Origin of the sequence: Vibrio sp. 99-70-13A1 (assembly GCF_013114625.1) — a bacterium.
GTDB lineage: Bacteria > Pseudomonadota > Gammaproteobacteria > Enterobacterales > Vibrionaceae > Vibrio.
The window spans coordinates 22,405-37,154 of record NZ_VTXD01000003.1 but is presented as its reverse complement, the minus strand read 5'-3'; the positions used below and the strand labels follow the sequence as shown (position 1 = coordinate 37,154).

The 14,750-nt window shown below is 41.5% G+C and carries 16 protein-coding genes; 7 read left to right on the top strand and 9 right to left on the bottom strand.

Annotation, left to right across the window (positions count from 1 at the left end; translation table 11 throughout):
* Nucleotides 1-96 precede the first annotated feature (96 nt).
* From F0226_RS03585 to F0226_RS03575, 3 genes are all read left to right on the top strand, one after another.
* Nucleotides 97-978 (top strand): LysR family transcriptional regulator, encoded by an 882-nt coding sequence (locus F0226_RS03585; RefSeq protein ID WP_171734360.1) that lies wholly within the window; start codon nucleotides 97-99, stop codon nucleotides 976-978.
* A gap of 246 nt (nucleotides 979-1,224) precedes the next feature.
* Nucleotides 1,225-2,055 (top strand): GNAT family N-acetyltransferase, encoded by an 831-nt coding sequence (locus F0226_RS03580; protein WP_171734359.1) that lies wholly within the window; start codon nucleotides 1,225-1,227, stop codon nucleotides 2,053-2,055.
* Between the two features lie 87 nt (nucleotides 2,056-2,142).
* The gene (locus tag F0226_RS03575) at nucleotides 2,143-3,012 is read left to right on the top strand and encodes an AraC family transcriptional regulator (RefSeq protein ID WP_171734358.1); all 870 of its coding nucleotides are present in this window, start codon (nucleotides 2,143-2,145) and stop codon (nucleotides 3,010-3,012) included.
* Nucleotides 3,013-3,068: 56 nt separating this feature from the next.
* Here the strand turns inward: F0226_RS03575 and F0226_RS03570 are convergent, their stop codons facing one another.
* Nucleotides 3,069-3,566 carry a hypothetical protein gene (locus F0226_RS03570; RefSeq protein ID WP_171734357.1) on the bottom strand — a complete coding sequence of 166 codons (498 nt, stop codon included), beginning with the start codon at nucleotides 3,564-3,566 and terminating at the stop codon, nucleotides 3,069-3,071.
* 99 nt (nucleotides 3,567-3,665) lie between these two features.
* Nucleotides 3,666-4,202, bottom strand: a complete 537-nt coding sequence (locus F0226_RS03565; protein WP_171734356.1) for a dihydrofolate reductase family protein — start codon at nucleotides 4,200-4,202, stop codon at nucleotides 3,666-3,668.
* 106 nt (nucleotides 4,203-4,308) lie between these two features.
* Between F0226_RS03565 and F0226_RS03560 the strand changes: the two genes are divergently transcribed.
* From F0226_RS03560 to F0226_RS03550, 3 genes are all read left to right on the top strand, one after another.
* A complete protein-coding gene (locus F0226_RS03560; RefSeq protein ID WP_171734355.1) occupies nucleotides 4,309-4,869 on the top strand; it encodes a TetR/AcrR family transcriptional regulator in 561 nt (186 codons plus the stop codon).
* A 56-nt stretch (nucleotides 4,870-4,925) separates the two neighbouring features.
* The gene (locus F0226_RS03555; RefSeq protein WP_171734354.1) at nucleotides 4,926-5,486 is read left to right on the top strand and encodes a DUF1439 domain-containing protein; all 561 of its coding nucleotides are present in this window, start codon (nucleotides 4,926-4,928) and stop codon (nucleotides 5,484-5,486) included.
* Nucleotides 5,487-5,670: 184 nt separating this feature from the next.
* Nucleotides 5,671-5,907, top strand: a complete 237-nt coding sequence (locus tag F0226_RS03550; protein WP_171734353.1) for a YdcH family protein — start codon at nucleotides 5,671-5,673, stop codon at nucleotides 5,905-5,907.
* 121 nt (nucleotides 5,908-6,028) lie between these two features.
* On the opposite strand, the gene F0226_RS03545 is transcribed toward F0226_RS03550, so the two are convergent.
* Nucleotides 6,029-6,859: an SDR family NAD(P)-dependent oxidoreductase gene (locus F0226_RS03545; RefSeq protein WP_171734352.1), complete on the bottom strand. Its 831-nt coding sequence runs from the start codon at nucleotides 6,857-6,859 to the stop codon at nucleotides 6,029-6,031.
* Between the two features lie 210 nt (nucleotides 6,860-7,069).
* Here F0226_RS03545 and F0226_RS03540 point away from each other — a divergent pair, with 210 nt between their 5' ends.
* Complete coding sequence (locus F0226_RS03540; protein WP_171734351.1) at nucleotides 7,070-7,654, top strand: TetR/AcrR family transcriptional regulator; 585 nt, start codon at nucleotides 7,070-7,072, stop codon at nucleotides 7,652-7,654.
* 165 nt (nucleotides 7,655-7,819) lie between these two features.
* On the opposite strand, the gene F0226_RS03535 is transcribed toward F0226_RS03540, so the two are convergent.
* The 6 genes from F0226_RS03535 to F0226_RS03510 all read right to left on the bottom strand — a co-directional run bounded on the left by F0226_RS03535 (nucleotide 7,820) and on the right by F0226_RS03510 (nucleotide 14,741).
* On the bottom strand, nucleotides 7,820-8,110 hold the full coding sequence (locus F0226_RS03535) for a putative quinol monooxygenase (protein ID WP_171734350.1): 291 nt from the start codon (nucleotides 8,108-8,110) through the stop codon (nucleotides 7,820-7,822).
* 333 nt (nucleotides 8,111-8,443) lie between these two features.
* Nucleotides 8,444-10,033: a glycerol-3-phosphate dehydrogenase gene (gene glpD / locus F0226_RS03530; protein WP_171734349.1), complete on the bottom strand. Its 1,590-nt coding sequence runs from the start codon at nucleotides 10,031-10,033 to the stop codon at nucleotides 8,444-8,446.
* Between the two features lie 264 nt (nucleotides 10,034-10,297).
* A complete protein-coding gene (locus F0226_RS03525) occupies nucleotides 10,298-11,083 on the bottom strand; it encodes a DeoR/GlpR family transcriptional regulator (protein WP_171734348.1) in 786 nt (261 codons plus the stop codon).
* 217 nt (nucleotides 11,084-11,300) lie between these two features.
* Nucleotides 11,301-12,824 carry a glycerol kinase GlpK gene (gene glpK / locus F0226_RS03520; protein WP_171734347.1) on the bottom strand — a complete coding sequence of 508 codons (1,524 nt, stop codon included), beginning with the start codon at nucleotides 12,822-12,824 and terminating at the stop codon, nucleotides 11,301-11,303.
* Between the two features lie 140 nt (nucleotides 12,825-12,964).
* A complete protein-coding gene (locus F0226_RS03515; protein WP_171734346.1) occupies nucleotides 12,965-13,825 on the bottom strand; it encodes an MIP/aquaporin family protein in 861 nt (286 codons plus the stop codon).
* A gap of 484 nt (nucleotides 13,826-14,309) precedes the next feature.
* Nucleotides 14,310-14,741 (bottom strand): PACE efflux transporter, encoded by a 432-nt coding sequence (locus tag F0226_RS03510; protein ID WP_171734345.1) that lies wholly within the window; start codon nucleotides 14,739-14,741, stop codon nucleotides 14,310-14,312.
* Nucleotides 14,742-14,750: the final 9 nt, after the last annotated feature.

The window sequence follows — 14,750 nt, the reverse complement described above, 5'->3', positions numbered from 1 at the left end:
GGAGCTATAGATTTAATTAGAAGCTAATAGGTTTGATTAACTGGCACTCAACGAATTGAACTTCACGTGTTCTAACAAGAGAGAAAGGTGGTGAACATGCTCACTCGATCAGATGATTTGGAAATACTACTCGCAGTGGTCGAAAGTGGTGGGTTTTCCGCAGCAGCAGAGGCGTTAGACATACAAGTCGCCAAAGTGTCTCGCTCTGTTAGTAAGATAGAAAAGCAGCTTGGGGTCACTTTACTTAATCGCACGACTCGACGTGTTGAAGTTACAGAAGAAGGGCGACAGTTTGTCGATTCAATCAAGGTGGCTCTTCAGAACATTCAGCAAGCAGAAGGTGACATTGTTTCACGAGGCGAAAAGCCGAAAGGACGCTTGAGAGTGGACGCGGCAAGCCCCTTCATTTTCCATCAACTTATCCCTTTAGTGCAGAGTTTCAAAGAAGCTTATCCAGAGATCGAACTTGAACTGACCTCAAACGAAGGGTTTGTTGATTTGATCGAAAAGAAAACTGATCTCGCTATTCGTATCGGAAAGCTCAATGATTCAACATTACACGCAAGATTGCTTGGTAAAAGCCCTCTATTTTTGGTCGCTTCGCCTGAATATTTGGCAAAACGTGGCACCCCTAAACAAACAGCCGATCTTTCTAACCATCAAACTATTGGCTTTCTTGGGGTAAAAGTTTTGAATCAGTGGCCTTTGCCTAAGCACCCGTTTATTGAGCCTACCGTGTCTGCCAGTAATGGTGAAACGGTCAGGCAGCTTGCTCTTGCAGGAAATGGTATTGCTTGTTTGTCGGGGTTTATGGTGCGTGACGATTTGGCTGCCGGCAGGCTAATGTCAGTATTAGAGGATGAAAAACTAAGTAATACTGAAAGGGAGTGGGTAAACGCCGTGTATTACCGTTCGTCTTCTGTTTCTAAGCGAATTTCTGCATTTATTGATTTTATTCAACCTAAGCTTTCCTTATAAGTTTTTATTATAAACGTCCCTTATTATTTATATAAAATCAACGTGTTATCAATCTAATTGTTCTGCCGCTCTGTTGGGGCTTTAGCATCTATTGATGCAGGTAAAAAGCTCGGTTGTCGTTTTTGTTCAATCTATCGAAAGTAGAAGCCTTTACTATTCTCGGTATCGAAGCCTTTGGCTGAAAACTTGAGAATCGTGTACGTGAATTAGCGTGCATAAATTAAAATGTACGTGAGAAATATTACGATGTTAGACATTAAAAAGATTGAATCCATCAGTGAACTTGGTGAACTAAAACAAGCGTATTTTGCTGCTGCAACCGCTCCTTTAGATGGGATGTGGCACTTCGGGTTTGTCCCAATGTCGGATCATTTCGGTTTTTATGAAGACAATCAACTGGTTGGTTATTGCGTGGTAAATGGTGAGAACTACTTGCTGCAATTTTACCTTTCACCACTTGCGAAAGCTGAAGCTTGCGACTTGTATACTTTGATAGCACAAGGAAATAGCTCAGTGATTGGCACTTTAAATGGCGCCTTTGTGAGTACGGCAGAAACGGAATACATGGCGATGACTCTTGATAATTCGGTGTCATTTAACGTGAATGCCATGATGTACCGTTTCGAACCAGCATCAAAAGATCAAGAACATAATAGAAATGACGCTTTGCCAATGCAGCTTGCTGTGCCTGAGAAGTTGGATGATTTTGTCGACTTTGCAGCAAGCGCCATTGGTGCGCCTAAAGAATGGCTGTCTGGCTATTTTGCAAATCTAATTCAGCGTGATGAGCTTTGGGGCTACTGGGTTGAAGGTCAGCTAGTTGCGACAGGTGAGTGTCGATTCTTTGATGATATTCAAAAAGAATTTGCTGATTTAGGTATGATAGTGGCGCAATCTGAACGTGGGAAAGGCATTGCAACAGGCGTTCTAGAGCACTTGGTTGAACATGCATTAAATAAGCAATTAACGCCAATTTGCTCTACAGAAGTGAGTAATATTGGTGCTCAAAGAGCGATCAGCCGAGTTGGCATGCGATCTAAAAACCGCATTGTTCAATTTGAGTTTGAACCGTCATAACTCATCAAGTGCTACTTCAAACCATATTGCTCAAAATAGTACGGCTCCAAACAATACAACTCCATAAAATTAAAGGCATGGTTTCTCATGATTAGTTGGATACAACCTCCATGTTCTACTCAAATTGCGAAATACGTCGAGTGCTACTGGCTGATAGAAAAGCAGCCAGACAGCGATAGCCATGCATTTCCAAAATTGAATCCAGAGTCCAACGCTCATTTTATTATTTCGCCTTCAAACCAGCCTTATCATTATCAAGCAAAGTCGGCTTTGCGTGCTGGTTTAGGCAGCCATTGGCTATTTCCCTATAGAGAAACGTTGCAGCTTGATCACTCCAAGCCGTTTATTCACCTTGGTATTAAATTCAAAATTGGGGCGTTATATTCATTGAATGTGCCAGATTGCGCTCATCCACAGCTAGATAATGTGCATGCTCAAAGCCAGCAAGCATTGCTGAACCATTACCAAATTACAGACGATGCGATGATTAATTTGGCTCAAAGCAACCCTGATGAATGCTGCAAAATATTAGATCAAGCTTTGCTGCCTTGGGTTACTAAAGCATCAGAAGATAAGCACAGTGAACTGACTCGGAAAGTATTGCCTTTATTAGCTGATACCCCAATATCAGAGTTGGGAGACGCTTTATTCTGTTCGCAAAGAACGCTAGAACGAAGCTTTAGCCGAGTAACTGGGCTGACTCTTAAACAGTGTCATACCATGCAAAAGCTAGAAGCGATGTTGGAATACCTCTATCAAAGAGATTTGAAAGATATTGATTGGGTGGAAGTGGCGTATCTGTTTGGCTTTAGCGATCAGCCCCATTTGATTCGTCATTTAAAAAAGCAAATAGGGTTAACCCCGCAAAACTATGCCAAGCAAAGAGACTTTACGATTGATGTCTATGGCGGCGTTGAAACCCAGACACTGGTTCGCCATCATTCTAGTGACAAGTGACAAGTGACAAGTGACTAGCGACAAATCACATAGCATTTAAGCTGTATGCATTCGTCTTAAAACCCACCCGCCCATGAATCAAACTCATCAATATTATCAATTTCCTGCTGAGTTTTCGGCGCAGGATAAAAAGGTAAAGCCAAAAGTACTTGAGAAGGCAGTAATACCCACTCAGGGGTTATTTTGAAGTGCTTCAATTCGGTGTCGATACGAACATACATATAGTAGCCATCTGCATGAGTATTGGCATAGCTAGCGATGGTGGCGACTTCTCCATTCGGCAGTTTTACGTCTCTACCCAAAGGATAAAGCTGATGTAAGGCAAAGCTGACTTTTGGATCTTCTAGTTTGCCTTGTTTGAAGCGCTCTAAGCCAATAGCCGTTGAGGTAGCGCGTGGTTTCCAGCCGGTAAGAAATAAACCAGCCATAGAATCAGTAAAAGGTTTCCCTTTACGAATACCCTCATTACTAATGAATTGGACGGTGATAACGTCGCCGAATTCATCCAGTATCTGTAAAAACTGCTCACCGGTTTTATCTACTAAAAGTCTCATGTGTTTTTAAATATCTATTTAGAATGAAGTCCCATAAATAATACTACTTTAGAGTAAGGCAAGGTAGAGGGAAATCAAGTTTTACTCATTTTGGCTCAACTAAAAACGCTTACGTATAAAGTGACTTTGCACAATAGCGTCTAGATAAGTTGTAGAGCTTTGTAGCTGAAAGTCCAAAGGCTTCACGAGTTCACCAAATAAAGGTGAGCCACCACCTAAAAGAACTGGAATCGTCGAGATAATCAGTTCATCAATTAAATCTTCCTTCAAAAAATTCTGAATGGTTAATCCACCATCAATGTAAAGATCGTTAAATCCCTTTTCATTCAATGTTTTAATAATCTGATTGAGTTCTCCGCTGATTAAGAACACCTTACCTTCAAGTGACTCTGGTACTTGTGTCAGTGTGTTAGACAACACATACACTGGCTTTGTATAAGGCCAATCAATGCCAAAACTGAGTACCATATCCATGGTATTTCTTCCCATTAAAAGAGCATCGATACGGTCAGAATGCGCGTTGTAACCCATGTCGTTTCCTTCTGGGTTAGGAACTGCATGTAGCCAGTCTAAACCGCCTTCTTTGTCGGCAATATACCCGTCTAGGCTTGTGGCAATAAATACGATGTTTGACATGGTTTGCTCCAGTTTCAGGTTAAATTTGGTTTTTGGTTTTTGGTTGATCACTGATACAATAAATCTACAGTGTAGAAATTAATGTAAAGTTTAAGAGGGGGAGTTAATGTCTGTCAAGGAGAAAAAGAGAGGGCGCCCTAAAGGATCTGGCAGCCAATTAAGCGCTACGTTGATTTTAGATACAGCGAAGCAATTGATGCGTGAAAGTGGGAAGGTCCCCAGTATTAGAGGATTAGCCACGCAGTTAGGTGTCGATGCGATGGCGATTTACCATTATTTTGAAAATAAGAATGCGTTACTTGAATCGATTACGGTTTCTCTTATGAGCGACATTTACCAGCCTAAATCGAATGTAGATTGGCAGCATGAGCTTAATTTACTGTGTGTGAGCTATGTATCGCTGTTAAACCAGTACCCAGGTCTGCTTGAGACTTTATTGAAGATGGAAGCATTGGGCCCTTCAGATGTCTTTAGTGAACGTTTTGATAATGTGCTAAGCCCGCTATCCTTAAGTGATGAAAACAAAAAGCGCGCGTTAGAGCTGCTGGTGGACTATCTTCATGGCTATGCATTGGCTTTGAATTGTAATCAAACTTCTGCGCCTTTAACGCCTGATATGCTGAGTGGGTCACTTCACCTATATTGCTTGGCTTTAGTAAACTTATAGCGGATAAACTTATGGCGGATAAACTTAAAGAGTGGTGTTGAATGATAAGAACTACGATGGAATTTTTTAAAGCGTGTCGATCAACATTCGTATTATTTTCAGCGTTCACGCTGGGCGGATGTGTAAGCTACAACATTACTGAAAATGACATGACCCAATACCTACAAGATAATGTCAGCCTTGAACAATCGGTTGGTGTTCAAAATGTTATGTATGCACAAGTCTCGGTTGAAGATCTTCGTGTAAAAATTGGGCGAGAAGAGGCAGAGCGAGTGTCTGTTTTTGCAAACACCAGTGCTTTGATTCAGATCTTGAGCTCACCGAATATGGGGTTGGATTTAGATATCGAATTTAGTGCTGTCCCTGAATACAATCAAGAAACAGGGGAAGTGTTTCTGAAATCATTAAGGCTTGAAAAACTGGAAGAGCATAGCCAGGGCTTGACGCCTGAAGTGAAAACTTTATTAAAGCCAGCCGTTGCGATGATAGGGCAAGCTTTATCTCAGCATCCTGTTTATAAATTGGATGGGGCTAAGGTTCAAGAAGCGCTAATAAAAACAGCGGAACCTAATCTAGTGATTAAAAATAATAAGCTTGTTATTGAACTGTTCGATTAAGGCGACTTAAAGACTGCATTGCAAGGACTTTTAAAGTTAAATACTTGTTAATTTCGTCGTTGTATGACCTTTATCTCATGCTGTGCCCTAGGTCTCATTTGTTCATTATTGCAATTGCTATGGTAAATCATTGAAGGCTTGAAGAAGCTATCAATAGGTTTATTTATCGATCAAAGGGGTCTCTATGCTAGGTGAAAATCACTCTCTTCTAAGCGAATTTCCAGAAATGAAAGATGCAATTGCGAGTTTGGTAAAAACAGACGAAGTGTTTGCAAATGACATGGCGAAATATGATGAGCTTGATAAAGAAATACGTAAACTTGAGCTAAATGGCTCTCCAATTGATGATGGTGAAATGCACCAAATGAAGCATGATAGAGCGGTGCTGAAAGATTCACTGCATCAGCGTTTGGTGGGTTAACTCCTCAAAGTTTTTATTAAACTGAATTACTGGCTACTGATTTCGGTTTAATTAATACCAACAAAAAAGCCTCGTTATGAGGCTTTTTTGTTGGTGAAATCAATATTTAAACGAAACGAAACTAAGCAAGAATAGAATCGATAACACCGTCAATAGCTTGAACAACGTTACGTACTTTATCGTCATTTAAAGCGTCTGGGTGTGGCTTGCTAAATACGCCTCTGTCATTGTCAAAGTAAAGACCTGAAGCATTAGCAAACTCATCACTTAAAGCCGCTCTTACTAAAATATCAGAGCCGATGCTTAAGTCACCGCCCGCAACGCCATAGGCATCTTTTACCATCTTACTGCCTAGCATTGATGCAGGGTTTACCGCGACGATCATTGGTCCTTTACCGTTGAGTTCTTGCTTCACTACTTTTTCTGCTAACTCTCGAGTCCACATAGTAATTGCTAACTTACTTTGCGCATAAGCTTCGCCATCTGATAGTGATTTTTTACCGGCAATAGCATCAACACTAATGGTGGATTGTGCTGCCGATGAAAGGTTAACGACTCGGCTGGTTTCACCCAGTAAAGGCAGTAAGCGTAATGTGAGCAGGTAAGGTGCAATAGTGTTTACAGCGAAACGAACATCAATGCCATCTTTTGTCGTTGGGTTAGCAGTGTTGAAGACCCCCGCATTATTAATCAACACATCAATTTTCGTGTGTTTTTCTTTAAGTGAATCGGCAAGAGCAACCGTGTCGCTTAAGCTAGACAGGTCTGCCACATAGCTTTCAATAATCGCATTGCTTTTAGTTGCAAGACTAGCAAGCTTAGACTCAACTTCTTTTAGTTTCGCAGGGTTGCGTCCGTGGACTAAAACTCGGTGACCTTGCTCAACAAGCACTTTTGCTGTTTCAAAACCAATACCATCAGTAGCGCCTGTAATTAGGATAACTTTTTGCATTATTCGTTCCTTATTGAGAAGCAGGGTTTACCCTACGTTTTAATATGTGTTGTATTGCTGAGGTAAAGAATAACAAGGAACAGTAATTTTGATAATGAGTTATGATCATTAAACAGATTATAGATTTGGTTAATAATAAATGGGTGTGGATCTTTATTATTATAATCGATAAAATTGAACAGATGTTCAGATTTACTAAGTGGTAGAACAATGGCGAATACAGCAAAGTTTAATCGAGAAGAGGTTATCCAAAAAGCGACCAACTTGTATTGGGAAAAAGGCTTTCATGGCACTTCGATGCGCAACCTTCAAGATGTCATAGACATGAGACCAGGCAGTATTTATGCAAGCTTTGGAAGCAAGGAAGGTCTGTTTAAAGAAGCGTTAGCGGAATACGCAGACATGGGATTAGCGCATTTAGCTCAATGCCAACAAGAAGCAGGCTCGCCACTGCAAGCATTAAAGTTATTTGTTCGTCATACCATAATTGATAAATCAGCAACCGCACCAAGTGGAATGTGTTTGCTGGCGAAAACCATATCTGAATTAACCGAAGAGAATTCTGAGGTATTAGCAGAAGCTCAACGTTTGTTAGGGGTGATGGAAACTGCTTTCTTACAAGTCATTGAACTTGCACAAGAGCAAGGCGAAGTTTCTCAAGATAAAGATCCCAAGCAGCTAGCAAGGCATGTTCAAATTCAGATTATGGGTTTAAGAACTTATGCTCGGGCCAATAAAGGTCAAGCTCAGCTCAATGACATGATTGAGGATATTTTTAAATATCACCCATTTTAATAGAATAAGCGCCTGCTTATAAAGTCGATTGTTTAATCGACTTGTTAATCTGTCGCCACTATTAAGAATCAAACATAGAAAAGACCATGCATAAAAGCGTGGTCTTTTTGTCTCTGAAGCTAGCCATTTCGGGTAGCTTTATTCAACGCTGAATATCCAAATGAGTTAAGCAATTTTTGTCATTTCGTTTAGCGTAAATGATGCTACTGCACCCTCTGTTGCTGCCATGTATTCAGCAAGGTGAGTATTGCCCATGTGTGTTTGCCAAAGTTCACGAGATGTCCAGTTTTCATAGAAAGTGAAGTGGGCTGGGTTCTCATTATCTTGGTGAAGATCGTAGTTAATACAGCCTTCTTCAGCACGGGTGATATCAATTAATTTAAGCAGCTCTGCTTTTACAAGCTCAATTTTATCTTCATTAGCAACGATGTTCGCAATAATAGTCAGTGTAGTCATATTAGTTTCCTCGAATTCTGATTCATTGTTTTTCACGGTGTGGGATGTGTGTGCCGTGTTGATGGAGTAAATAATAGCGATAGTTATCGATTCAATAAACAGGGTAGTATTTGAATCATTATCAAATTTAAATTGATAATTGAATCGGTACTATTAGGCTTTGGATAGAAGATAGAAGATAGAAGATAGAAGATAGAAGATAGAAGATAGAAGATAGAAGATAGAAGATAGAAGGCACCTCACTTTAGAAAATGGTTATTTCAAAGTGAAAGTGCCTTCTTGTTTAATGCAGTTAGCGGCCTAGGGAATGCTCATTCAAGCATGAACTTGCCGTTATCCCACTTGTGAAAACTCCACGACCTTTTTCGGGTCTTTTGTTTGTACGCCTACATCCTTTGCACTTTTGTCTTTCACGTATTGAGAAATGGTTGTTTGCTCCACATCACTGAGGTACAGCCCTAATTTCGTACGGCGCCATAGAATATCTTCATCTGTTACAGCCATCTCTTGGTTGATCAAGTAATCAATCTCAATCTGGTACACGCCATTTGCTTCATCTGAAAAAGTAATGCCTAGGTCTTCAGGGGTGTTCACACCCTCCAGTAAATTCCACGTTAACGTGCCAAATTGAGTAACGTAACGCAGCAGTAAAGCTTCAGACATCCACTCGTATTTTGAATGGATCATTTCAGCAAGTTGCTCACGGCTACAGCTAAAGTTACCGCCAGGCAGCGTGTCATTTGCAGTCCATGGTGTTCCCATATTGGGAAGGTAAGGGCTGAGTTTTTTAAGTGCAGCTTCCCCTAACTTACGGTAAGTCGTTAGCTTTCCACCAAAGACAGAAAGTAGTGGTGCTTGGTCAAGTTCTGCATCCAGCTCTAAAGTGTAGTCACGAGTAATCGCTTGTGGCGAGTCAGATTCGTCATCACACAATGGTCTTACGCCACTGTAAGTCCACACCACATCTTCACGAGTTAACTGTTCGACAAAGTGCTGATTAACGATATCGACTAAGTAATCCACTTCATCATCAGAAATAGCGACTTCACGTGGATCACCTTTGTACTCTAGATCGGTGGTTCCGATGATTGAAAACTTATCTAGATAAGGGATCATAAAAACAATGCGGTTGTCTTTATTTTGCAAGATATAGGCTTGTGGCTCATTGTGAATACGAGGGACAACAATGTGTGAGCCTTTGATTAAGCGAATATTACGTGGTGATTCTTGCTCTAAACCATCGTCAAAGAACTGCTTCACCCAAGGTCCTGCTGCATTTACTAACGCTTTTGCTTTGCGTTCAAAGCGCTCATCCGTCACGACATCATGAATCGTCACATGCCAAATATCGCCTTCACGGTGGGCTTTCTCTACGCGGCAGTAGTTACGAACTTCTGCGTTGTTTTCTTTTGCTGCTAACACATTGAGAAGCACCATACGCGCATCGTCGACCCAACAATCTGAATACTCAAATCCTGTTTTCATTTCCGGTTTGAGTAGCCCTGACTTTGCTAAATTGACTGTTTTACTACCAGGAAGAGTCGTGCGTTTACCTAAATTATCGTAAAGGAATAAGCCACAGCGGATCATCCATGCTGGGCGTAAAAATGGGCGATGAGGTAAACGAAAACGCATAGGCTGTGCAACATGCGGTGCTTTTCTTAATAGCACTTCACGCTCAGCGAGTGCTTCCGAAACTAAACGGAATTCATAATGCTCTAGGTAGCGCAGACCACCATGGATGAGTTTAGAACTGGCAGAAGACGTCGCTGATGCAAAGTCATTGGCTTCATACAAACCAACATTAAGACCTCGACCTGCTGCATCTGCTGCGATACCTGCGCCATTAATGCCGCCACCGATCACGATTAAATCTAAAGTGGAGGATTGGCTATTTTTTGAATTATTTTGTTGAGCACTCATAATTTCTGATTCCTTCGTGAGCGAACGAGCATTTTAGAACATAAACAAATCCTATATGAACTTTCGTTTTTGGTCACTTTTTATTTTCGTTTATGAGCGTTTTCTGTGATTTGAGCATAAAAAAACCTCTACTTATAAATAAGAAGAGGTTTAATGAGGTTTTACTGAGTATAGAAGTAAACACTCCTATCATCGAATTCGGTTATGGCTTTTCAGCTAACTAACTATTTAGCGGTTCAACGGTTTAGCTATTCGACGATTAGATTATTCAGAAGGAATGTTACCTGTTTCGATGACTTCTAAAGGAATCGATGACTCATTGAGAATGCTGAGAATTTCTTGTGGTGGCTGTTGGTTAGTAAACACCATGTGAGCTTGAGTGATGTGACCCAACTTAACCATCGCGTTGCGCCCAAATTTTGTATGGTCAACCGCAAGGAAAATGCTGCGGCTATTGTCGATGATGGCTTGTTTCACTCGTACTTCATGGTAATCAAAATCAAGCAGCGAACCATCAAAGTCGATACCACTGACCCCTAAAATACCGAAATCCAGGCTGAATTGTTTAACAAAATCTAGGGTTGCTTCCCCTACAATCCCGCCATCGTGGCTGCGGACTTCACCACCGGCAAGAATCACTTTAATTTCAGGATTGGGAAACAGAATACTAGCTACATTGATGTTGTTCGTGACAACGCGTAATTGTTTATGATTTTTGTTGAGTGCGCGAGCGACCGCTTCTGGCGTAGTGCCGATGTCCACAAATAATGTCGCGCCATCAGGAATATGCTTGACTAAATCTTCTGCAATGACATCTTTCTCATTAAAGTTTAGTGCTTTACGAGTATTGTATGAGGTGTTTTCAGAACTCAGAGGAATGGTTGCCCCACCATGGTAACGGCGAATTTTATTACTATCTGCCAGTTCATTGAGATCTCTACGAATGGTTTGTGGGCTCACCTCAAACTTCTCAACCAACTCGTCTGTGCTGACATATCCTTGTGTTTTCACCAGATCAACAATTTGCTGGTGTCTTGGTATTTGTTTCAATTACCACTCCTTCGCACACAGAAAAAGCTCTAGTGCATCAAATTCGAAAATATATACTCACGCTATTGTGCTCGAATTGGAGAGTGTAGAGAAGTGACGAAAGTCAGTAATTATGGTTTAAAGTCCAAAAAGGGGGCGTAAATACAAAAACTTGGGAGCTAATAAGTAAAAAGAGCACCTAAATAGATGCTCTTTGATGTCATTTTATTAAATTGAGTTATTCAACGTCTTCATCATCATGAAGCTCAGACCAAGTTTGCGCACACTTGATTGCTCGCTTCCAACCTTTGTAACGACGTGCGCGTTTCTCTTCGTCGTGATGAGGTTCGAAAGTGCGATCCAATACTGCTTTGTTTTGCAGCTCATCAATGCTATCCCAGAAGCCAACAGCAAGACCTGCAAGGTAAGCAGCACCTAAAGCTGTCACTTCCGTTACTTCAGGCCTATGAACTTCTGTGTCCAATACATCAGATTGGAATTGCATTAAGAAGTTGTTCGCAACCGCGCCACCATCAACACGAAGGTTCGCCAGTTTAATACCAGAGTCCGCTTGCATCGCATCGAGTACATCACGAGTTTGGTAGGCAATACCTTCTAGGGTCGCTCGGATGATGTGGTTAGAGTTAACACCACGAGTCAAACCAACAATGGTGCCGCGAGCGTAAGCATCCCAATATGGTGCGCCTAAACCGGTGAATGCAGGAACTACGTACACGCCGTTTGAAGAATCCACTTTTGTTGCAAAGTATTCAGAATCTTTTGCATCGGCAAGTAACTTCATTTCATCGCGTAACCACTGGATTGAAGCCCCACCCATGAATACTGCACCTTCTAGTGCGTAAGCAGGTTCACCTTGAGGACCACAGGCTAGAGTAGTCAGTAGACCATTCTTAGACGTCACTTTTTCTTTGCCAGTGTTCATCAATAAGAAGCAGCCCGTGCCATAAGTGTTCTTCGCTTGACCCGCTTCTACACACATTTGACCAAACAATGCAGCCTGTTGGTCACCTGCAATGCCTGCGATTGGAATACGCGTTCCGCCTTTACCACCTAAGTTCGTTTGACCATAAACTTCTGAAGAGCGTTTTACTTCAGGCATCATTGATGCTGGAATACCCATTTCATCAAGTAGCTTTTGATCCCAGCATAAGTCATTGATATTAAATAACATGGTACGTGAAGCATTGGTGTAGTCCGTTACATGCACGCGACCTTGTGTCATCTTCCAAACTAGCCAAGTATCAACTGTACCGAAAAGTAATTTCCCTTCTTCTGCTTCTTCGCGCGCACCTTCCACGTTGTCTAGAATCCATTTTACTTTGGTTCCTGAGAAATACGGGTCAAGGACTAAACCAGTATTATCACGAACGTAGTCTTCTAAACCGCGTGCTTTAAGGTCTTCACAAATATCTGCAGTACGACGACATTGCCATACAATCGCATTATAAACTGGCTTACCCGTTTCTTTATTCCATACAATCGTAGTTTCACGTTGGTTGGTAATACCAATACCGGCTAGTTCGTCACTACGAATACCTGTTTTTGCTAATGCTTCAACTAACGTAGAGCTTTGCGTTGCCCAAATTTCCATTGGATCATGCTCAACCCAGCCCGCTTTCGGGTAAATCTGTGTGAATTCTCTTTGAGAAGAGCTCACGACGTTTGCATCATGGTCGAGGATTACAGCGCGAGAACTGGTTGTGCCTTGGTCTAGTGCAACAATGTATTTTTGCTCGGTCATGGTAAGAATCCTTTTGTTTCGTTATTTATATTTTAGTCAATGTAGAGTGCTTATGGCTTATGGCTTATGGCTTATGGCTTATGGCTTATGGCTTCTAGGCGATAGCTAACAGTTCATGGCCAACAGCTCATAGCAAAAATTTAAGCTCGAGCTTGTTCAGCTTCTTTTTCTTCTTCTGTGTCACATTGGTTTGGGATTGTGCAGCCTTGTCCTTCAACTGGTAGGTAAGCCGCAATCGCTTTCGGATATAACCAGCCACCAAAACATGCACCAGCAATAGGAGCAAGAATAGGTACGATGAAGTATGGAATATCACGTGCACCAGTCAGTGCGAATTCCCAGCCTGCAAAGTAAGCGAAGAGTTTTGGTCCAAAATCACGAGCTGGGTTCATAGCGAAACCAGTCAGTGGACCTAGTGAGCCACCGATCACTGCGATTAAAATACCAATCAGTAATGGGTTCATTGCGCCGCGTGATGCGCCGTTGTTTTCATCACCTAGAGCCAAAATAGCGAACATCAGTACTGCTGTAATCACGAATTCCACAGCAAAAGCGCCGAAGAAAGAAAGTGAAGCATGTGGGTATGTCGAGAAAATACCAGCAGTTGATAGAGCATCTTGGCTGCTACGAACGAAGTTGTTTGCGATTTCGTAGTCAGTAAATAAGTTGCTGTAGAGGCTGTAAACTAAAGCCGCAGAGCAAAATGCGCCAAGTAATTGAGAGATAATGTAAGGTACAACTTTCGCCTTATCAAAGCCGTGGAACATAGCTAAGGCAATGGTTACCGCAGGGTTGATGTGTGCACCAGAAACGCCAGCAGTACAGTAGATAGCAATAGAGACACCAAAGCCCCAAATAATACTAATTTCCCACTGTCCAAATGTTGCGCCTGTTAAAACCAGTGCAGCCACGCAGCCTACGCCAAAGAATATCAGCAGCCCAGTACCAATAAATTCCGCGAGGCACTCTCCAAATAAGGAGGGGTGTTTGTTTGTTGTCATGTTCGAGTCCTTGTTAGTTGTGCTTATTTAGCAGGGTGTATTTTGCATAAATTTGCGAATTCGAAAACAAACGAACATTAAAAGTGAGTGTTTGAGCATGAATTTGTTAATGAAAGGAGCGTTAATTGTTAAATAGAGCAACTTTGCTCATTAGGCGGGGCTCATTTGAAAGTGTTTTATTCCAAATGAATCTGTTATGGGGGCTAAAACTACGCTTATGAATGTGAATGTACAACTGGTTGGAGGAGTTTTGTGATACTGCTGCGTGAGTGGTGAATAATTACACTGAGGTTCCGATTGAAAGTGTTAATGTCTGGTAAAAGCGCTAATGGCTGGTAAAAATAGTTACCAGCCATTATGTATATTGGAAATGTTCCAAGCTTGTCGTGCCGTTTATCAATGGATTAAACCAGAGCTGTAATGGTTAAATTAAAGCTGCAGCGGTTAAACCAAAGCTGTGATAGTTAAACCAGAGCTGTGATAGTTAAACCAAAGCTGCAACTTTGCCTTTTTCGACCAACTGAGTTCTAACCGAATCGTAAGTCCAGTTGAATCCAATAGCGTACAGAACAAAGAAAATCACTAAACCAATATCCATGATAAATACGGTTAAGAAGTCAAGTTGTAGTACCCACATCAGTACAGGCAGCGTCATTACTAGTAAACCTAATTCAAAACCAAGCCCGTGCAATACCCTCACTGACTTTGTTCTCTTACTGCGGTCTGCACCGAAAACTTTGTCGTAACCAAAGTTATAAAGATAATTCCATCCCATCGCGATTAACGACATCGAAAGAGCTAAGCCAGCCATTTCCCCCGCGCCATTGCCGGTAATATAGGTTGCAAGCCCTGCCATTATTACCAGAGCAATAAGTTCAAATAGAACCATGTGTAAAATTCGTTCTTTATGTGACATACGTTTTCT